The following is a 19,413-nucleotide window of genomic DNA, read 5'->3' as shown; positions in this document are numbered from 1 at the left end:
TGTGGTCTGTTCATGGTGGGGCCCGGCGATCGGCCGGGCCCCGGGGGTGGGCGGTGCAGGAGGCCTCGCCGCTTTCGCTGGCGCTTTGAGCGCCAAAGGTCAGTTCCACCTGCCCCAATCCAGGCGATCGGCCAGGCCGGCGACGGTGAAGGCGGCCACCAGTTCATCGCGGCCCTCGGTGAAGTGGGCCCAGCTGTCGTAGTGGACGGGGACCACCCGGCGGGCGCCGAGGATCTCAGTGGCCTCGGCGGCCTGAGCACTGTCCAGGACGATCGGCTGGTTGTCGAAGAGGACGGGGAAGCGGGGAGCGCCGGCGAAGAGGATGGCGGTGTCGACCGGGGCGAAGCGGTCGGCGATTTCCCGGACCGCGTCGAGCGAGGCGTTGTCGCCGCTGACGTAGACGGTGGGCAGGCCCTCTCCGGTCAGGACGAAGCCGACGACCTGGCCGGTGATCGGCTCGACCTCCTCGCGGGGGCCGGGGCCGTGGATGGCGGGGACACCCGTCACGGTGATCGTGCCGCCATCGGGGCGGTTCACTTCGATGGACTGCCAGTCGGCCAGGCCCTTGGCCTTGTCCCCCAGACGCTCGCCGCCGCCGGGCGTGGTCAAGGTGAGGGGAATGTCGGCGAGCAGGGCCCGGCCGGAGTTGTCCAGGTTGTCCGCGTGCTCGTCGTGCGAGAGCAGGACGACGTCGATGCGGCCGAGGTCGGTGGGAGTGGTGACGGAGGGGGCGGTCTTGGTCAGGACCGGGCGGCCGGGCCGGCCGTAGTCGCCGGGGCCGTCGAAGGTCGGATCGGTCAAGAATCGCAGGCCGCCGTACTCGAAGAGTGCGGTCGGGCCGCCGGAAACACGGACGGGGAACTGGTCGGTCGTTGCGGGAAGAGATGACATGACACCCAACGCCTCACGGATAGATTCGGGTGAACCGTGAGAGGACCGTAGCTGCTTCTCACGGATACCCGCAAGCCGTACCATGAGGAAAGTGAAGGCACGCGTGATCGAACAGCCCACCCTGCCGCCCGCACAGGGCGAGGAAGAGCACATCTCCCTCGCCCTCGCCAACAGCGCGATCGCGCTGCCCGGCGGGCTCACCGTCGATCTGCTGGGCACTCCCGCGCAGGCGAATCACTGGCTGACGGAACGCGGCCTCGCCCCGGTCGACGCCGGCATGCGGGAAATGTGCGCGACGCAGCTGCGCTCGCTTCGCGAACAGATCAGGTCGCTGTTCGCCTCCCGCGCCGCAGGCCTTCCCGCCCTCCCCGCCGCCGTCACGGCCATCAACGACGCGATGACCCGCGTCCCCACGGCCCCTTTGCTGCAGTGGGACGACAAGACCGGCCCCTACCGCAGCACCCCTCATCCCACCACCGCCATCGTGGACCACGCCCTGGCCGCCCTCGCCGCCGACGCCGCTGACCTCCTCACCTCGCCCGACGCCGAGCGCCTCACCGCATGCGGTTCCACCCCCTGCACCCGCTACCTTCTCCGCCACGGCCGCCGCCACTGGTGCTCCACCCGCTGCGGCGACCGCGCCCGCGCCGCGCGCGCCTACGCCCGCCGCAGCGCTTCACAATGACACCGCAGCCCACGCGGCGATCATCACTGGTAAATCGAACAGCGCCCACACTCGCTGCTGTTCAAGGCGCTGAACGGCTGCCGTCCGATCCCGCGAACAAAGCCAGCGCCGGCAGTAGCGGCAATTACCCGCCGATGCAGGTACTTTCGCGCGTACGTGCGGATCGGTGATGTCCGCTGTGTGAGAGCTCAGCCGCGCCATGGCGGAAGCCTGGCGGGGCGGGGCCCGACGACGAGCGCGACCTGTGCGTTCAACCCGCCGGACCCGGCCGCAAGTCCGGCGGCGGCAAGCGGACGCGTAACCATCACCGGACGCCGGCGACCGGGTGGCCTCTGCACCAAGACCCGCCTCACCGCCGAATCATGCCGCCATCAACGAGTGGTTGTGACGTACTGGTCCGATGACAACTCGAACACCCGTACTCGCCGACCGCAGGTGGGGTTGACGGTCTCACGGACCGGATGCATCCCCAGTTTGGTCATGATTCGTTCGGAGGCGTCGTTGCCCACTTGAGCGATGCTGACGATCCGGTCCAGCCCCCGCTCTTCGAACCCGAACCGTACAGCGGCCACAGCGGCCTCGGTGGCCAAGCCCTGCCCCCAGTGGGAACGTCCCAGCCGCCAGCCGACCTCAACCGCCGGCAGTACCTCTGGCAAGAAGTCGGGCACCGAAAGGCCGGTGAACCCGGCAAGCTCGCCGGTGGACCGGATCTCCACGGCGAACAGGCCGAAGCCCTGTGACTCCCACTCGCTCTCCCATGCCTGGATCCCGCAGCGAGTCTGCTGTTCGTCACGGACGCTGCCGTCACGGATCCACCGCATGACCTCCGGGTCGGCATGGACGGCAGCCATGGGCGCAACGTCTTCCTCGCGCCAGCGACGCAGGATCAATCGGGGAGTCTCAAGCATGACCACCCGATCATTCTGGTTCAAAAACGGGCTGCCCGTCATCTCACCAGACACTTTCGATACACGCCCTGGTACTCCACTTGCAGTTCGCTATCGCCGCTGGTCAGAGCTGGTCCGGCATCGTCGACATCGGGTCACCGGGGCGAAGGCCGCCGCCACCTACGCTGACGGACCGCCGGCCGGCGTCCCGGCGATCACCCGCTACGCCTGCCGTGGTCCGCGAGTCGCCCTCGGCCCCGGACGGCGCGTGAGCTGCTGCGTCGGGTTCACACGGCCCGCTGTGTGTCAGGGCACAGCGGGCCGCGGTTTGTGGTGCCCGGGATGTGACAGCGGGCGCCGGATCAGGCGTCGGCCGGGTCGGGGGACGCCGAGCTCATCCGCATGGGCCCTTCCAGCAGTTTCTGCGGAAGCCGCCGGGGAAGGAACACGGGGAACTGACGCATCGCCATGGAGGGCAGAAGTCGCAGTGCTTCGTCGTTCCCCTCCTGCGCCGCCCTGGCCTCCTCCGCGGTCAGCCCGGACACAAGCCAGGCGGTGAGTGCGGGGCCGACGACCGGGTGCCCGAACCAGTCACCGATCGGTGAATCGAGCGTGAGAGGCCGCACGAGCTTGTCCCCGGGCAGGTCGAGGACGGCGCTCGCGGCGATGCCGTGCGCGTTGCCGCCGAGCTGGATCCGGTACCGACCGGGCGCCACGGTCCAGTCGTCGCGGGTGACATCCCAGTAGGCGAAGGCGCGGCGGTCGAGGGTGAGTTCCACGGTGGTGCTCTCGCCGGGGGCGAGCGCCACCTTGGTGAAGCCGCGCAGTTCCCGTGCCGGGCTGCTGACCGGTCGCCGGGGCGCGGTGACGTAGATCTGCACCACCTGTTTGCCGAAGCGGTCGCCGGTGTTGGTGACCGTGACACCGACCGTGGCGGTGTCCGGGCCGGTGGCGGTGACGCGGAAGTCGGAGTGGGTGAAGGAGGTGTAGCTCAGGCCGTGACCGAAGGGGTAGCGGACGGCGACGTCGACGCTCTCAGCGAAGCAGTCGGCAGGGCGTCGGCTCGCGGTGCAACTCGCTTTGTCCTCATCCTCTTTCCCTCCTTCCCTGTGACTTCTTTCGCGGTCGTATCGCCCAAGCGTCGGTCTCGCTCGGTGTCCGGGCCTCTCCGACCGGCGCGGTGGAGCCGGACCGGGGTCCGGCTCCACCGCGCGAAGCAACGACACGAACGACGGCTCAGGGACGCAGAAGCGTCTTGATCGCGCGACGTTCGTCCATGGCCTGGTAGCCCTCGGCGGCCTGGTCGAGGGGCAGGGTCAGGTCGAAGACCCGGCCGGGGTTGATGCGGCCGGTCATGACACGGTCGATGAGGTCGGGCAGGAAGCGGCGCACGGGGGCAGGGCCTCCCTGCACGGCGACGTGGGAGTAGAACAACTCCGCGCCGTCGATCTGGACACCGTGGGGGACGCCGGTGATGCCGACACCGCCGCCGGGCCGGGTGGAGTTCAGGGCCTGCTGCGTGGCCTGCTGGGTGCCGACGCATTCCAGGACGCGGTCGGCGCCGATGCCGCCGGTCAGGTCCTTGATGCGGGCCACACCCTCGTCGCCGCGTTCGGTGACGACGTCCGTGGCGCCGAACTCGGCGGCCAGCTTCTGACGGGACTCGTGGCGGGACATGGCGATGATGCGTCCGGCACCGAGTTCCCGGGCGGCCAACACCGCCGACAGGCCGATGGCGCCGTCGCCGACGACGGCGACCGTGTCGCCCGGCCGCACACCGGCGGCGACGGCGGCCCACCAGCCGGTACCCATGACGTCGGAGCAGGCCAGCAGGTCGGGCACCTGTGTGTCCGTGGGCAGGTCGGGGGTGGCGACCAGGGTGCCGTCTGCGAGCGGAATACGGACGTACTCGGCCTGGCAGCCGCCGACGAACTCACGGTTGAGGCAGTTGCTGGGGTAGCCGTTGACGCAGTTGGGGCAGGTGCCGTCGGAGGCGAAGAAGGAGCCGACGACGAACTGGCCCGCCCGCACGGTCGTGACCTGGGCGCCGACTTCCTCGACGATGCCGACGTACTCGTGGCCGACGGGGGCCGGGTCCTTGGCGGGGTTGATGCCGCGGTAGTCCCACAGGTCGGAGCCGCACACGCAGGTCGCGAAGGTGCGGATCACGGCGTCGGTGGGTTTGAGGATCTTCGGGATGGCGCGCTCCTCGACGCGAACGTCCTTCGGTCCGTACAGGACTGCTGCACGCATGCGGGTTGCTCCTTGCGGGTGTTCGGTGTGGGGGTGGGTCAGAGGCCACGGGTGCGGGGGCCGGCGTATTCGGCGTCGGTGACGTGGTCGAGCCAGGTGACGTCGTCGCCTTCCCACAGGGCGATGTGGGTCATGAAGTGGCCCGGGGCGGCGCCGTGCCAGTGTTCCTCGCCCGGAGGGGTCCAGATGACCTGGCCCGGGTGGGCTTCGAGGATCTTGCCGCCGCGGGACTGGATCAGAGCGATGCCCTCGACGACGTAGAGTGTCTGGCCGAGGCTGTGCGAGTGCCAGGCCGTACGGGCCCCGGGCGCGAAGTGCACGGCGTTCGCCCGCGTCCTCGACGGCTCTTCGCCGCGGTAGATGACATCGGCCCAGGCGTCACCGGTGAACATGTTCTCCGGCAGCTTGAGGGTGGCGGGACGCTTCAGCAGTTCCATCAGGTGACTCCTTGCTCGTACGGGTGTTGCGGGCCACGCAGGTGCGCGGCCGGTTCATCGGATCGCGCCGACCGGGCGGGTCAGCCGCGGAAGAGGTCCTTGGTCACGGCCACGGCGGTCATGGCGCAGGGTCGGCCGGTGCAGAACGTGAGGTGAGTGATGGCCTCGATCAGCTCGGCCTCGCTGGCCCCGTTGTCCTTGGCACGACCCGGGTGACGGCGCAGCCTGTCGGCGCTGCCGCTGGTGACCAGGTTCGCCACCGTAATGAGCGAGCGGGGTCGCGGGCGGCGAGGTCGGCGCGCTTCCCCACCTCGCCGAACAGGACGTCGTCGGTGAAGTGCGCCAGCTGCGGGGCGAAGTCGCCGAACGTCTTGGCTGCGCCCGAGGGCTGGTCGTTGCCGGACATCATTGCTCCCTTGCGGTCGGGGCCCCGCCATGTCGCCGGACAGAGGGGTGTGGCGGGTGGCCGGTTGGGGGTTACTGGATGGTGTAGCCGCCGTCGACGGCCGGCGCGTGGCCGATGACGAAGCCGGCCTTGTCGCACATGTCTTCCTGCGCGGTTCCTGGCGATTACCCGTTGCCACGCCGGGCGGTGCCCATGCGGGGGGCGGCCAGGGCCGCGAGGAGGGTGATGGCGGCTGCCAGGGCGAGACTGATGCGCAGCCCGTGCTGGAAGCCGGCCCGGGCGGAGATCAGGGCGCCGAAGACGGCCACGGCCAGGGCCCCGCCGATCTGCCGGCTGGTGTTGAACACCCCGCTGGCGGTGCCGGTCTGCTCGGCGGGTACGTGCTCCAGGAGCAGGGCGGTGGTCGCGGGCATCACCAGCGGCCCGGACAGGCCGACGGGGATCAGCAGCAGCGCGCTCGCCCACACCGGCGTGGAAGCGGATACCGCCGCGAGGGCGATGGAACCGCCGACGATCAGGATCAGCCCGGCGACGACCGGCACACGCGGGCCGGTGCGCTCGGCGATCCGGGTGGCAAACGGCGTCAGGCAGGCGCTGAGCAGCATCATCGGCAGGAACGCGATTCCGGCGCCCAGCGCGGACAGGCCGTGCTGTTGCTGGAAGTACAGCGAGAACAGGAACGGCAGTCCGTAGAAGCCGACCATGAATGCGAACCCGATGCCAGTGGCGACGACCACAGTCACGGAGCGGAACAGGGCGAGCGGCACCATCGGATGGGCAACCTTCGCCTGTGCCGTGATGAACGAGGCCAGCGAGACGACCGCGATGCCGAGCGAGGCCGACACCCGCGGCGCGGTGAAACCGACGTCGCCCGCCTCGATCGCCCCGAAGGTGAGACCGCCCATCGCCAGGACAGCAGTGATCTGCCCGATCCAGTCGAACGGCGCCGGACGGGTCGGCGAGTGCGGCGTACGGGACAGCAGTGCCAGGGTGAGGAGGCCGACCGGCAGGTTGATCCAGAAGATCATCCGCCAGGAGGCCAGGCTCAGCAGACCGCCGAGCACCGGGCCGGCAGCGGCGGCGATGGCACCGCCCATCGCCCACACGCCCACCGCGCGTGCCCGGCGGGCCAGGTCGGGGAACGCCTGGCGCACCAGCGCCATGGAGGTCGGCATGGTGACGGCCGCGCCGATGCCCTGCACCATGCGCGCGGCGATCAGCACCGGCAGCGACGGGGCCAGCCCGCACGCCACGGATGCGGTGACGAAGAGAGTCAGGCCGCCGGCGAACGCCTTGCGAGCGCCAATCCGGTCCGAGAGGGCACCGGCCGACAGCAGCAGGGCGGCGAACATCAGCGTGTAGGCGTCGACCACCCACGCCAGGCCGGTGATCCCGCCGCCGAGCGCGTCACGGATCGAGGGCAGGGCGACGTTCACGATCGTCGCGTCCAGGGTGATCATGAAGAAGCCGAGGACGGCGGCCGCCGGCGTCGCCGTGGCGTGCCGGTCCGTCCCGGGCGTGCCCGCCTCCGACGACCGGCGCGAGGAAGCGGTGAGAGGCATGACGGTGGAGGTTCCTTCCGTGGAGGGGCAGGTAGCGGGCTCGCCGGCCCGGTCGGACGTCCACGGAACCACTAATGCCGTCTGACCTGGGAGTCCTTGTCAGGAGGGGTACTGGCAGGGCCCCTCCTCAGGCGTTTGTGTGCTGCGCGGCAGGGTGTGTCCTACGCTGAGGTCGTGCCGACCGACACCGTCCGCGAGGACATCCGCACCTTCCTCACCAGCCGCCGTGCCCGCATCACCCCGCAACAGGCCGGCCTTCCCGACTTCGGCGGGCGGCGTCAGGTCAGCGGGCTGCGCCGTTCAGAAGTCGCTCAGCTCGCCGCGATCAGCGTCGAGTACTACACCCGCATCGAGCGCGGCAACGTGGGCGGCGTCTCCGAGGAGATCCTCGACAGCCTCGCCGGCGCACTCCAGCTCGACGACGTCGAACGCGCCCACCTGGCCGCCCTCGTTCGCGCCGCGAACGCCCCCCACCGTGCCGACGACCGCGACGGCGGCGCCTCGCACGTGCGCGACAGCGTCCAGCAGGTCCTGGACGCCATGACCGGCGCCGCCGCCTTCGTCCGCAACGCCCACCTCGACGTCCTCGCCACCAACCAGCTCGCCCGCACCCTGTACGAAGAGGCACTCGACACCAACGAGCAGCCGCCCAACCTGGCCCGCTTCGTCTTCCTCGACGCGCGGGCACGCCGCTTCTACCGCGACTGGAACGGCATCGCCCACGACGCCGTCGGAAGCCTGCGCACCGAAGCCGCCCGCACGCCCGGCAACACCGACCTCGCCGATCTCATCGACGAACTCGCCGCCCACAGCGATGAGTTCGCTGCCCGCTGGGACGCGCACGACGTCGAGTACTACCGCAGCGGCCAACAGCACTTCCATCACCCCGCCGTCGGCGACCTCGACCTCGACTACGACGCCTTGGAAATCCCAGCCGACCCCGGCCTGACCATCGTCACCTACACCCTCGCCCCCACAGCGCCGCACGCCCCCGCGTTCCACCGGCTGCAACGGCACATCCCGGCTCCCGTGGAGGTGCCGAGCCCGACAGCTGCCGGCAGCCCGTCCTGAGGAAGCCATCCGCATCTCAACTCGTCGTCGACCTCGGCGACCCGGTGACGGGCCACACCGATCAGGTTTCGGCGGTGGCGACGGCCGTGCTGGACCGCAGGCCGGTTGCCGTCACCAGCGGCCGGGACGCCATGGTGCCTGTGTGGGACGCGGTCACGGGCGAAGAGAGGGGCATCTCGGCGAGCAGGGCCTCGACCCACTCCTTGCGCGCGGGCCGGATCGGCCCGAAGCGTCGTCACGGGACGTCCCTTGAGATTAAGGAGCGCGGGGTGTGCGGTTGAGAGCGGGTGGGCGCCGGGGCGGTCGAGGCCCGAACCACGAGCTGGGTGGCCAGCTCGACCCGGTGGCTGTCGAGGGGTTCGTGCGCGGCGAGCCGGAGCAGAGTGCGCAGCGCGGCACGGCCCATCTCGACGAAGGGCTGACGGATGGTGGTCAGGGGAGGAGCGGAGGTGCCGGCGGCCGCAGTGTCGTCGAAGCCGACCACGCTGACGTCGTCGGGTACCCGCAGGCCGTGCACACGGGCGGCCTCGATGACGCCGAACGCCTCCAGATCGTTGCCGGCGAAGACGGCGGTCGGCGGGTCCTCCAGGGCGAACAGGTCGAGGGCGGCCTGGTGGGCGGGTTGGAAGCGGAAGCCGCCGTGCTTGACGAGCCGGGGGTCGGGTGTGATGCCGGCGCCGCTGAGTGCGGCCTGGTAGCCGTGCAGGCGTGCGGTGTTGCATACGGCGTCGTGCCGTCCCTCGATCATCGCGATCCTGCGGTGGCCGAGCTTCAGCAGGTGTTCTGTGGCGGACATGCCGCCGCTGAAGTTGGTCGCCCCGATGCTCGGCACCGACTCGTCGGGCACGTTCATCGGATCGATCAGCACCAGTGGGATTTCGGCCCGCGCGAACTGCGTCCGCTGTTGCGGGGTCAGTTCGGAGGTGACCAGGAGGACGCCCTCTCGCCCAGCGTTGGTGATCTTCCGAGTCCACGCCGCGCCGAGCGGGTCGTCGGGCGCGGTGCCGATCACCACGTCCACGCCCGCCTCAGCGGCGGCTTCCGTGACGCCCTGGATGATCACCAGGTTGTTGGGGTTGACCAGCTGATCGAAGGTGAGGTCCACCGTCCGTACGGGCGACTGCGCCCCCCTGGGGCCGCGCGCGACGTACTCGTGCTTGACCAGCAACCGCTCGATGCGCGCTCGGGTCTTGGGGGACACGTCGCTGTGGCCGTTGACGACTTTCGAGACGGTGGCCACGGAGACTCCCGCCGCCTCGGCGATGCCCGTGAGCGTCGTTCGGCTACGTGCGACGGAACGCTTCACCCTGCTGATCCTTTCGGACGATCAGGCCGGTCGAGACCTGCATGATGCCCCCCACCCGCCGTCGCGTGGTGTCCTGCTTGATCACTGACCTCGCTGTCCTCGACGTGGCTGGCGGAGCCTTCCCCTTGGTCGTGGGGGAGGCCTGCGACGTGCTGTGGCGCGCTGCGACCCGTCGGGCACCGGACGGCGACTGTTGCTCGGGAGCGGCGCTTCGGGCGCTGGTCGTCTGCCTGGGGGAGAGGACCAGCGCGACGGACGGTTCCATTCGGACCCAGTCCTTCCAGGGGGTCCTATGGGCGTACGGAGTCAGTTGATTTTCGTGATCGTCCACAAGCGTGCGGACGCAGTGGAGACGGTTTCCTGGTCCAACGGTGCGCCGTTGTCGGTTGATGCGTTGGCCACCGCCAGACTCAGTCCGCTGGCGCGGTTCACGACCTGGTATTCACCGTTGCCGGAGTCGACCAGGGACCATTGCTGGGTGGTCGAGCCGGATGACGGCTTCTCGACGACGGCGCTGCCGCTGGTGGTGTCACCTGCCGAGTCGAGGTAGTTGCCCGTGGACACGTTGGTGATCGTGAAGTAGGAGCCGACCTGCGTGAACGTCCAGTACTGGTCGGGGTGGTTCACGTTGCGGTACTGATCGGCCTGGGTTCCGCTGACGCTTCCGACCACCTCGGCGTACTTTCCGCTGTTGACGTTGGCCAGTGCGAACTGGCCGCTGGTGAAGTCCGGGGCCGCAGTCTGGAGGAGGTCCCATCGCTGATTCGCGGTCGAGGTGAGCGGTGCCTGGGTGACCTGTTCGTTCGTCGAGGTCTGACCGTTCGCGTCGGTCGCCATGGTCAGTGCCAGGTCGCTGCGCCGGTTGGTGATGGTGTAGCCGCCGGCGGGGGATGGTTCGACGGACCAGTCCTGCTCGGCGCCGCCCGTGGACGTCCACTGGATTTCGCCGGTGCCGGACGACAGGGAGCCGTTGGGGACGGCGAGGTACTTGCCGCTGAAGGTGTTGAGGATGCGGTAGTAGCCGTTGCTCTGGAGAAGGAACCGCCAGTTGTGGTCAGGAGTGCCGTTGTCGGCCGCCTGCACGACCGGGGAGCCGGAGGTGGAGTCGGGCACGCCGAGCACCTGGGAGCTCTGGGCGTTCTCGATCTTGTAGGTGGCGCCGGTGGAGATGCCGCCGCCGTAGTCGTCGATGCCATAGGTCACCTTGTTGGTGCCGTTCGTCACCAGTGCGCCGCCTCGGGTGACCAGGAGGCTCTTTCCGTCGGCGAGGGGAAGCAGGCCGCGGCTGTAGCCCTGAACGGTGTTGCAGAACATGCGCACCCAGGTCGCGCCGTTGTCCGTGCTCTCGTAGAGCTGCTGGTCGCTGTACGCCTGCACGACGATCGTGCCGTTGGGGCCGCCGGTGGGCAGCCAGGCGACGTACGGGTCGCCGTCCGGCTTGTGGCCGTCCGTGGTGATGAGCTGCACTCCGGTGACCGAGCCGAACTGCTCCGGGTCGTCGGCGATCTTGTAGTAGACGGGGCAGCCGCCGCTCGGCGCGTTGCAGTACTCGTAGGTGAGGATGTACTTGCCGTTGCCCAGGCGAGCGACGATGGCCATGCCGGGCCGGGCTGCGTAGGCGGGGTAGGCGACATCGTCCACCTCGGAGGACCAGTTGACGCCGTCGGTGGTGGTGAAGTGGGCGAGCTTCTGGCCGTGCGCGGGATCCCGTTGGTCGGAGATCCAGACGATGAGCTTGTTGTTCGCCACCATGAAGTACGGCTCCCAGACCGGGGTATTGCCGTTTGTGTCGACGGCCTTGCCGCCGGTCGCGATCGAGCTCACGAAGGACCAGGTGACGCCGTGGTCGGTGCTGGCGTACATGTCGATCTTCGTCTCGGAGTTGTCGGCGGGGATGGAGTCGCCGGCCGCGATGATCGTTCCCGCGGGAAAGGAGCCGACCGCCTGAGGGAGCTCGTAGAGCACGGGTTCGAGTTGGATGTTGTTCCAGGAATTGACCTGGTCGTTGATCGTGGAGATCTGTGTCCAGGTGTGTCCTGAGTCGGTACTGCGATACACCGGCATGCCGTTGCTCGAGTACTGCTCGAAGGAGGCGAGGAGCGTGCCGTTGGAGTCGGTGCTGTGCTGAAGCCTGATCGCGTGGGCGTAGAGCGAGCCGTAGGACGGCGCTCCGCTCGGCGGCTGCCACATGGTGCCGCCGCTGTAGGTCACGGCGCCGGCAGGCGGCGCCAACGTCGTGAGGCCCGTCAGCGCGGCGGCTGCGCCGATGACAGCGGCTTTCGCCAGTGCGTTTCGTCGTCTGGGCATGTTTTCGGGACTCCTTTGCCGCTGAGGGGTGGGCTGCGAGGACAGCACGTGAGCGAGAGCCGGATGTGGGTCGACGCAGGTCAGGGGGAGTGCTGTTCAGGGCACGCCATGGGGCGGTGCGGCGTCTGAGAAGCGGTTCCGTGGGGGCGAGGCCTACCGATTGATGCGCTTCAATCGGATCAGCGGTGGGAGGCTTGCACTCTCCGGGTGGGCCGTCAAGACCATGAACAGCGATTTGCCCGTTGATTTGCCCGTTCCTTCTGCTGTCCTCTCTGGTCCCACCGTCGCCGGTCGGTCGCAGGGGTCGGAGAGCGGCAGGCGGGGAGACATGCCGGAACTCATGTCCGGGCTGCGCCGTGACCTGCTGTTATCGCTCGCAGCGCTGTGCGCTCAAGGTGGAAATGGGCAATCGAGCTTGGAGCGCTTCAACGCGCGTCATGTATTCTGCGCTTGTCCGCGACAGCCTGGTCACTGTGGGGCCGTGCGGTCCCGGGACGGAACGAGACCGGAGGTTCAGGAGCGCTGTGGCAACCGCCCGCCCGCGAGTAGTGCAGGGGCATGCTGGTCCGAGCATGCAGGATGTCGCCGACGCCGCGGGCGTCTCGGTCGGAACCGTCTCCAATGTGCTGAACCATCCGGCGAAGGTGAGCCCCGCGACGGCGGAGCGCGTCCGGGAAGCGATCAGCCGGCTGGGTTTCGTGCGCAACGATGCGGCCCGGTCGTTGGTCTCGGGCTCGACCAACAGTATCAGCATGGTGCTCGCCGATATCGAGAACTCCCTGTTCATCGACATGGCGCACGGGGCCCAGGACGCAGCCCGCGCGATCGGCCAGAACCTGCTGCTCGCGAACACGGCCTGCGACATGAGGCTTCAGGACGACTACCTGGACCTGTTCGACGAGTCCCGGGTGACCGGTGTGCTGCTGGCGCCGATGGAGGACTCCACGGCCGGCATCGCTCGCATTCGTTCGCACGGGCGCCAGGTCGTGCTGCTCAACTATGCTCCGAAACCGGGCACATGCTGCTCGGTGCTCGTCAATAACGAACATGTCGGATATTTGGCCGCCCGCCACCTCATCGACACCGGACGCACGCGACTGGCCTACGTGGTCGCGCACGACGACTACCAGCCCGTGCGCGACCGGCGCAGGGGGGTGCGCGCGGCGGTCGAGGAGGCGGGTCCCGGCGTCACCCTGGAGGAGATCGACAGCGTCGGTCTGACCGCTTCCCATGGACACCTGGTCGGGGAGGAACTCGCACGGCGAGCCCCGAGCGATCTTCCGGACGGTCTCGTCGTCGTCACCGATGCGCTGGCCAATGCCATCATCCACGAGCTGCACACCGTGGCGGGGATCCGGGTGCCCGACCAGGTCGCGGTCGTCGGCTGTGAGAACAACCGTGGGGCCGGCGCCGCCGCGGTGCCGCTGACCGCGGTGGACATGCCCGGCCGGATGATGGGGCAGGAGGCCATCCGGCTACTGATGGACGAGGTGTCCGCGGGCGAGCAGCACCGGCATGCCACCGTCGTGCTGGAGCCGAAGCTGATGGTCCGAGCCAGCGCGCCGCTGTGAACGTCCAGCTCTGCTCGCCGTGACCTTCTGCGCGCGCCTGTCACCGTGGCCCTTCCGGATCGGCCCGTTGCTGTGACCTTCTGCGTCGGCGTGCGGCGCTGACCAGCTGTTCCTTGCCTCATGCTTGCAGTGGCGCCTACAAGCGGCCGTTCCGGAACACTCAGACCCGGTTCCGAAACATCCGCGACAGATCCTTGACACATGCCCAAGCGGGTCATAGGTTCCCGGCATCTCCCCATTGAAGCGTTTCAACGCACTGCGCGCCGAGGAGCACCTGTGCACAAGACCCTCAGAACCCGCCGTATCGCCCTCCTTGCGACCGCCGCCACCACGAGCCTGCTGCTGAGCGCCTGCGGCGGCGGGAGCGTCTCGGGAAGCGACGTCAAGGCATTCACCCTCACCATCAACGACGACAACCACATCGTGCAGCAGGAGCTCACCGCCCTGGGCAAGGGATCGTGCGCCGCGCAGAACAAGGCTCTTCCGCTGAAGATCCAGACGCTGCCGATCGGCAACGTCGACCAGAAGGTGCAGCTGCTCGCCGGCCAGAACGCCCTGCCGGTGCAGTTCGCGGCCGGCGGCACACCGCAGCTCACCAAGACCCTCGACAAAGCGGGCCAGGTCCTCGACCTGGAGAAGACGCTCAAGGACCTCGGCGTCTGGAACGACATCCAGCCGGCCGCCGTCAAGACCGTCGAGAACCTGTACGGCAAGTTCAACGTCATGCCCTACCAGTTCAACATCGAGGGCATCTGGTACAACAAGAAGCTCTTCGCCGACCACCGCATAGCCCTCCCGACGACCTACGACCAACTGGTCGCGGCAGCCGCGAAGTTCAAGGGCGCCGGTGTCACCCCGTTCGCCGCCGACGGCAAGGACGGCTGGCCCCTCACCCGTCTCGTCAGCGGCTACCTCTACCGTGAGCTGGGCCCGGACGCCTTGCAGGCGGTGGCGGACGGCAAGGCCAAGCTGACCGACCCCGCCTATGTGAAGGCCGCGCAGGCCATCGCCGACCTGGGCAAGGCCGGCTACTTCGGCAAGGGCGTCGGATCGATCGACTACGACACCGCGGTGCAGCAGTTCCTGACCGGCAAGGCCGCCATGTTCTACATGGGAAGCTGGGAGCTCGGCGACTTCAACGACAAGACGAAGAACAGGATCGGCGTGGACAACGTCGGCTTCATGCCGTTCCCGACCGTCGCGGGCGGCAAGGGCAGCGCGGACCAGATCCCGGCCAACGTCGGCCTCCCCGTCGCCGTCTCCGCCAAGTCGTACACCCCCAAGGTCGGCGACTGGCTCTCCTGCATCACCAAGAACTACGGCGCCGCCTCACTCAAGGACCAGGGCACCGTCTCCGGGTTCAAGCCCAACGGCGACACCGGCACCCTGCCCCCGCTCACCCGGACGGTCCAGGACACCATCACCAAGACCAGCACCAGCACCCTGTGGTTCGAGGCGCTCTTCAACACGAAGGCGACCGAGACCAGCCAGACGAACGCCGCGCCCCTCGTCACCGGAGCCATCTCGGCCAAGGACTTCATGACGAAGGTCCAGACAGACCTCGACAACGGCTGACCCCTCCGGGCCCACCGTGATTCGCACCAACCCCTTCGTGAGAGAGCCGTCATGCGTTCAGTTCTGGGAGACCGCCGTGCCATCGCCGTCCTGCTGGGTCCGGCGCTGTTGGTGTACACCCTGGTGATGCTGGTACCGATGGGCTGGTCCCTCGGCTACACCTTCTTCAAGGGCAACGTCATCGAGGGCTTCACCTTCGGAGGATTCGGCAACTTCGAGAAGCTCTGGCACGACCCGCAGGCGCACTCGGCGCTGTGGTTCACCTTCAAGTACGGGATCGCCGTCAGCGCCGGGCAGGTTTTCTGCGGGTACGTGCTCGCCCTGCTCTACGTGTTCGTCCTGCGCAGGTCGTCCGCGGTCGTCCGGACGCTGGTGTTCTTCCCGGTGATCCTGCCGACGGTGGCCGTGGCCCTGATGTTCCAGAAGCTCTTCGCCGTCGCTCCGCAGAACGGCCTGGCCAACATCGCCCTCGAGGGGCTGGGCCTCCACCACGGCGACTGGTTCGCCGGCGCGGGCGGATCCTTCATCGTCCTGGTCCTCATGGACGTGTGGCGCTCCATGGGCTTCTACGGCGTCCTCATCTTCGCGGGGCTCCTCGACATCCCCGACGAGACGCTGGAATCGGCACGGCTGGACGGTGCCACCGGTTGGCGGCTGATCCGGCACATCGTCCTGCCGCTGTCCGCGCCCGTGCTGCTGTCGTCCATCGTGTTCAGCATCAACGGCACCCTCAAGGTGTTCGACTCGGTCCTCGCGCTGACCAACGGGGGACCGGGCAGCGACACGACGCCGCTGACTCTCTACATGTTCCGCACCGCGTTCTCCTACGGCGACTACGGCTACGGCAGCACCATCGCCTCCCTGCTCACTGTCGTCTGCCTCGGCGTCACCCTCATCATCTTCCGCTTCTCTCGCCGCGACCTGACCAAGGGCTGAACTCCCATGACCGACACGATGACGGCACCGCCGCGGGAACTCCTGCCCAGCCCACGGCCGGCCACCGTCCGAAAGCCCGGGCACGTACGGCGCCTGACACGCAACCTGCTCGTCGCACTGCTGGTGGTCGTCGAGGTGACGCCCCTGCTGTGGCTGGTGCTCAGTTCTTTCAAGACCCAGTCCGAGTTCGTGAACGACCCCGCCTGGTCGCTCCCGTCCAAGTGGGACCTGCACAACTACGCCGACGCGTGGACGACCGGACATGTCGCCGTCTACGTCCGCAACAGCCTCCTGGCCACCGCGCCCTCCCTCGCGCTCATCATCGTGCTCGGCACCGCGGCCGGCTTCGCCCTGGAGGTCATGATCTGGCGCGGCCGCCACCAGGTCCTGCTCGTCTTCCTGGTGGGAATCATGGTGCCGAGCCAGATGATCCTGCTGCCCCTGTTCCGGGTGTACTTCCAGACCGGACTGTCCGGGACGATGTGGCCGCTGATCATCACCTACACCGCGGTCGGCCTCCCGCTCACCGTCTTCATGATGGCCACCTACTTCCGGGCCGTTCCGCGCGAGATCTTCGAGGCCGCCACCCTGGACGGGGCCGGCATGCTCACCGCCTTCTGGCGCATCGGATTCCCCGCCGTCCGCAACGCCGTCTTCACGGTCGCGCTGGTGCAGTTCTTCTTCATCTGGAACGACCTGCTCATCTCGCTCACCTTCACCACCGACGACGACCTGCGCACCATCCAGGTGGGGCTGCTCAACTTCACAGGCCAGTACGGAGAGACGGCCTACGGACCCCTGTTCGCCGCGATCAGCATCAACGTCGTAGGCGCCCTGGTGCTCTACCTGCTGATCAACCAGCGCATCATCAAGGGCCTCACCGCCGGGGCGGTGAAGGGATGACCCACGAGCGCGTACTCCAACTGGCCGCCCCGACCGCGGAACACCACCGGGAACCGTTCGGCATCGGTGAGTCGTCGCCACGTCTCTCCTGGAAGACCACGGCACCGACCGGCTGGACACAGCACGCCTACCAGATCGAGGCCACCCTCGCCGACGGGACGCACCGCACGGACTGGGTGACATCCCAGGACTCCGTACTCGTCCCCTGGCCGCTGCGGCCACTGACATCCCGGGAGGCCTGCGGGGTCCGGGTGCGGGTCCGCGGAGCCGACCAGGTCACCAGCGACTGGAGCCCGCCGCTTCACATCGAGACGGGGCTGCTCGCACCCACGGACTGGACGGCCCGCGCGATCTCGCCGCAAGAGCCGCACGAGCCGCACGGATCGGAACGGCCGGCCGCCGAGCGGCGCCCGCCACTGCTGCGCAAGGAGTTCACCGCCGGCGCGGACATCGAGCGCGCGCGGCTGTACGTCACCGCCCACGGCCTCTACGAGATCGAGATCAACGGCAGGCGGGTGGGCGACCACGCACTCGCACCCGGATGGACCAGTTACCACCACCGGCTGCGCTACCAGACACACGACGTCACCGATCACCTGCGCGCCGGCCCCAATGCCATCGGCGCGTGGCTGGCCGACGGCTGGTACCGGGGGCGGCTGGGCTTCGGCGGCGGCCATGCCGACCTCTACGGCGACCGCGTCGCGCTCATCGCCCAACTGGAGATCGTCCACCGCGACGGAACCGTCACCGTCATCGGCACCGACACCTCCTGGCGCGCCGGCCAGGGCCCGATCCTCTCTGCGGGCCTGCTCGACGGAGAGGCCTACGACGCACGGCAGGAACTGCCCGGCTGGTCCAGCCCCGGATTCGACGACGGAGAGTGGGCCCCGGTGGATGTCGTCGCCCGGGACCCGGCGACCCTCGTCGCGCCCACCGGCCCGCCGGTGCGCTGCACCGAGGAGGTCACCCCGGTGCTGGTGACCGCTCTGGGCGCCGACCGGCTCCTGGTGGACTTCGGGCAGAACCTCGTAGGAAGGGTCCGCATCACGGTCTCCGGCCCGGCCGGCCACACGGTCGTCATCCGCCACGCCGAGGTGCTCCAGGACGGCGAATTGTGCGTACGGCCACTGCGCGACGCCGTGTCCACCGATCGGTACATCCTGCGCGGCGGCGGCCCCGAGACCTGGGAGCCCCGCTTCACCATCCATGGCTTCCGGTACGCCGAGATCACCGGCTGGCGCGGGGGTGGCTTCCCGGGCCGCGACATCGTCGCCCGCGTCCACCACACCGACATGGCGAGGACCGGCTGGTTCGAGTGCTCCAACGAGCAGGTGAACCGCCTGCACGAGAACGTGGTCTGGAGCCTGCGCGGCAACTTCGTCGACCTTCCCACCGATTGCCCCCAGCGTGACGAACGGCTCGGCTGGACCGGAGACATCCAGATCTTCGCGCCCACCGCCGCCTTCCTGTACGACTGCCACGGCATGCTCGCGTCCTGGCTGCGCGACGTCGCCGTCGAACAGCACGCCGACGGGACCGTCCCCTGGTACGTCCCCGAGATCCCCGGCGGCCCGCAGTGGACCCCGGCCAGACCGGGCGCCGGCTGGGGCGACGTCGTGGCACTGACCCCGTGGGATCTGTACGAGGCCTCGGGCGACGCCGGTCTCCTGGCCGCCCAGTACGACAGCGCAAGGCGATGGGTCGACCTCATCACCGAACTCGCCGACGAGTCGGGCCTGTGGAACCGCGGCTACCAACTCGGCGACTGGCTCGACCCGTTCGCACCCCCGGACGACCCCGGAGCCGGACGCACCGACCGGCACCTCATCGCCACGGCGTACTACGCCTGGTCCGCTCGGCATGTGGCGTGGACCGCCGGCGTTCTGGGGCGCGAGGACGAACAGCGCCGCTACGACCAACTCGCAGACCGAGTACGGCAGGCGTTCGCCGACGCGTACCTGCTGCCCGACGGCTTGATGACCAGCGACACACAGACCGCCTACGCCGTCGCCCTCCAGTTCGACCTGCTCCCTGACACGCAGGCCCGGACCGCCGCCGGACGACGGCTGGCCGACCTGGTCGCCGCAGGCGGGCACACCATCCAGACAGGCTTCATCGGCACCCCTCTGGTGACACCGGCTCTGAGCGCCACCAACCACGACGACACCGCATACTCCCTGCTCCTCCAGCAGGAGTGCCCGTCGTGGCTGTACGCCCTCAAGCATGACGCCACCACCGTCTGGGAGCGCTGGGACAGCATGCTGCCCGACGGCACCGTCAACCCGGGCGAGATGACCTCGTTCAACCACTACGCCCTCGGCGCCGTCGCCCAGTGGCTGCACACCACGGTCGCCGGACTCGCTGCGAGTGCGCCCGGCTACCGCGACATCGTCTTCCGCCCACGACCGGGCGGCGGTATCAGCTGGGCGAGCGCCGCCCACGAGTCGCCGTACGGGCGCGTGGCGATCCGCTGGGAACTCGGCGAAACAGGTCTCACCGTGGAAACGACCGTGCCCACCGGAGCGACAGCACGGATCGAGTGGCCCGACGGAGGCGTGACGCACCTGCCGACCGGGACGACCACCACCTCACGCCCAGCCCGCCCGGCCAGCAGGTGACCGCT

General features: G+C 69.0%; 16 protein-coding genes. 7 read left to right on the top strand and 9 right to left on the bottom strand.

Annotated features, from left to right (window positions below):
- Window positions 1–99 precede the first annotated feature (99 nt).
- Complete coding sequence (locus tag N8I84_RS02685) at window positions 100–891, bottom strand: MBL fold metallo-hydrolase (RefSeq protein ID WP_263227822.1); 792 nt, start codon at window positions 889–891, stop codon at window positions 100–102.
- Window positions 892–982: 91 nt separating this feature from the next.
- Between N8I84_RS02685 and N8I84_RS02680 the strand changes: the two genes are divergently transcribed.
- On the top strand, window positions 983–1,576 hold the full coding sequence (locus N8I84_RS02680; RefSeq protein WP_390898833.1) for a CGNR zinc finger domain-containing protein: 594 nt from the start codon (window positions 983–985) through the stop codon (window positions 1,574–1,576).
- Between the two features lie 371 nt (window positions 1,577–1,947).
- Here N8I84_RS02680 and N8I84_RS02675 read toward each other — a convergent pair whose 3' ends face one another.
- The 6 genes from N8I84_RS02675 to N8I84_RS02650 form a co-directional block, all read right to left on the bottom strand.
- Window positions 1,948–2,484: a GNAT family N-acetyltransferase gene (locus N8I84_RS02675; RefSeq protein WP_263234632.1), complete on the bottom strand. Its 537-nt coding sequence runs from the start codon at window positions 2,482–2,484 to the stop codon at window positions 1,948–1,950.
- Between the two features lie 341 nt (window positions 2,485–2,825).
- Entirely contained in the window at window positions 2,826–3,347 is a 522-nt protein-coding gene (locus N8I84_RS02670; protein ID WP_263227819.1) for a fibronectin type III-like domain-contianing protein, read from the bottom strand.
- Window positions 3,348–3,699: 352 nt separating this feature from the next.
- On the bottom strand, window positions 3,700–4,716 hold the full coding sequence (locus N8I84_RS02665) for a zinc-dependent alcohol dehydrogenase family protein (RefSeq protein WP_263227818.1): 1,017 nt from the start codon (window positions 4,714–4,716) through the stop codon (window positions 3,700–3,702).
- 38 nt (window positions 4,717–4,754) lie between these two features.
- Window positions 4,755–5,153 (bottom strand): (R)-mandelonitrile lyase, encoded by a 399-nt coding sequence (locus N8I84_RS02660; protein WP_263227817.1) that lies wholly within the window; start codon window positions 5,151–5,153, stop codon window positions 4,755–4,757.
- Window positions 5,154–5,233: 80 nt separating this feature from the next.
- Window positions 5,234–5,413, bottom strand: a complete 180-nt coding sequence (locus N8I84_RS02655) for a carboxymuconolactone decarboxylase family protein (RefSeq protein ID WP_263227815.1) — start codon at window positions 5,411–5,413, stop codon at window positions 5,234–5,236.
- Between the two features lie 310 nt (window positions 5,414–5,723).
- A complete protein-coding gene (locus tag N8I84_RS02650; RefSeq protein WP_263227814.1) occupies window positions 5,724–7,121 on the bottom strand; it encodes a DHA2 family efflux MFS transporter permease subunit in 1,398 nt (465 codons plus the stop codon).
- 96 nt (window positions 7,122–7,217) lie between these two features.
- Between N8I84_RS02650 and N8I84_RS02645 the strand changes: the two genes are divergently transcribed.
- Window positions 7,218–8,192, top strand: a complete 975-nt coding sequence (locus N8I84_RS02645) for a helix-turn-helix transcriptional regulator (RefSeq protein ID WP_263227812.1) — start codon at window positions 7,218–7,220, stop codon at window positions 8,190–8,192.
- 235 nt (window positions 8,193–8,427) lie between these two features.
- Here the strand turns inward: N8I84_RS02645 and N8I84_RS02640 are convergent, their stop codons facing one another.
- Window positions 8,428–9,498 (bottom strand): LacI family DNA-binding transcriptional regulator, encoded by a 1,071-nt coding sequence (locus tag N8I84_RS02640; RefSeq protein ID WP_263227811.1) that lies wholly within the window; start codon window positions 9,496–9,498, stop codon window positions 8,428–8,430.
- A gap of 306 nt (window positions 9,499–9,804) precedes the next feature.
- A complete protein-coding gene (locus tag N8I84_RS02635; RefSeq protein WP_263227810.1) occupies window positions 9,805–11,805 on the bottom strand; it encodes an RICIN domain-containing protein in 2,001 nt (666 codons plus the stop codon).
- Window positions 11,806–12,377: 572 nt separating this feature from the next.
- On the opposite strand from N8I84_RS02635, the gene N8I84_RS02630 reads away from it, so the two are divergent.
- From N8I84_RS02630 to N8I84_RS02610, 5 genes are all read left to right on the top strand, one after another.
- Window positions 12,378–13,376, top strand: coding sequence for a LacI family DNA-binding transcriptional regulator (locus tag N8I84_RS02630; protein ID WP_263227809.1), 999 nt, complete (start codon window positions 12,378–12,380; stop codon window positions 13,374–13,376).
- 276 nt (window positions 13,377–13,652) lie between these two features.
- On the top strand, window positions 13,653–14,951 hold the full coding sequence (locus N8I84_RS02625; protein ID WP_263227808.1) for an ABC transporter substrate-binding protein: 1,299 nt from the start codon (window positions 13,653–13,655) through the stop codon (window positions 14,949–14,951).
- Between the two features lie 51 nt (window positions 14,952–15,002).
- Window positions 15,003–15,887 (top strand): carbohydrate ABC transporter permease, encoded by an 885-nt coding sequence (locus N8I84_RS02620; protein WP_263227807.1) that lies wholly within the window; start codon window positions 15,003–15,005, stop codon window positions 15,885–15,887.
- 6 nt (window positions 15,888–15,893) lie between these two features.
- Window positions 15,894–16,790, top strand: a complete 897-nt coding sequence (locus N8I84_RS02615; protein WP_263227805.1) for a carbohydrate ABC transporter permease — start codon at window positions 15,894–15,896, stop codon at window positions 16,788–16,790.
- Window positions 16,787–19,408 carry an alpha-L-rhamnosidase gene (locus tag N8I84_RS02610; protein WP_263227803.1) on the top strand — a complete coding sequence of 874 codons (2,622 nt, stop codon included), beginning with the start codon at window positions 16,787–16,789 and terminating at the stop codon, window positions 19,406–19,408. The genes N8I84_RS02615 and N8I84_RS02610 overlap by 4 nt, the downstream gene beginning before the upstream one ends.
- Window positions 19,409–19,413 lie beyond the last annotated feature (5 nt).

The sequence above is a fragment of the Streptomyces cynarae genome (assembly GCF_025642135.1).
In the GTDB taxonomy this organism is placed as follows: Bacteria; Actinomycetota; Actinomycetes; order Streptomycetales; family Streptomycetaceae; genus Streptomyces; species Streptomyces cynarae.
The sequence above is the reverse complement of the archived record's forward strand: the minus strand, read 5'-3'. Positions and strand labels throughout refer to the sequence as shown.

Bases quoted from the DNA above. Each gene is read 5' to 3' on its own strand.
- N8I84_RS02675 (WP_263234632.1), bottom strand. From the start codon at position 2,484: ATGCTTGAGACTCCCCGATTGATCCTGCGTCGCTGGCGCGAGGAAGAC.
- N8I84_RS02635 (WP_263227810.1), bottom strand. From the start codon at position 11,805: ATGCCCAGACGACGAAACGCACTGGCGAAAGCCGCTGTCATCGGCGCA.
- N8I84_RS02630 (WP_263227809.1), top strand. From the start codon at position 12,378: ATGCAGGATGTCGCCGACGCCGCGGGCGTCTCGGTCGGAACCGTCTCC.
- N8I84_RS02610 (WP_263227803.1), top strand. From the start codon at position 16,787: ATGACCCACGAGCGCGTACTCCAACTGGCCGCCCCGACCGCGGAACAC.
- N8I84_RS02660 (WP_263227817.1), bottom strand. From the start codon at position 5,153: ATGGAACTGCTGAAGCGTCCCGCCACCCTCAAGCTGCCGGAGAACATG.
- N8I84_RS02685 (WP_263227822.1), bottom strand. From the start codon at position 891: ATGTCATCTCTTCCCGCAACGACCGACCAGTTCCCCGTCCGTGTTTCC.
- N8I84_RS02615 (WP_263227805.1), top strand. From the start codon at position 15,894: ATGACCGACACGATGACGGCACCGCCGCGGGAACTCCTGCCCAGCCCA.
- N8I84_RS02665 (WP_263227818.1), bottom strand. From the start codon at position 4,716: ATGCGTGCAGCAGTCCTGTACGGACCGAAGGACGTTCGCGTCGAGGAG.
- N8I84_RS02650 (WP_263227814.1), bottom strand. From the start codon at position 7,121: ATGCCTCTCACCGCTTCCTCGCGCCGGTCGTCGGAGGCGGGCACGCCC.
- N8I84_RS02620 (WP_263227807.1), top strand. From the start codon at position 15,003: ATGCGTTCAGTTCTGGGAGACCGCCGTGCCATCGCCGTCCTGCTGGGT.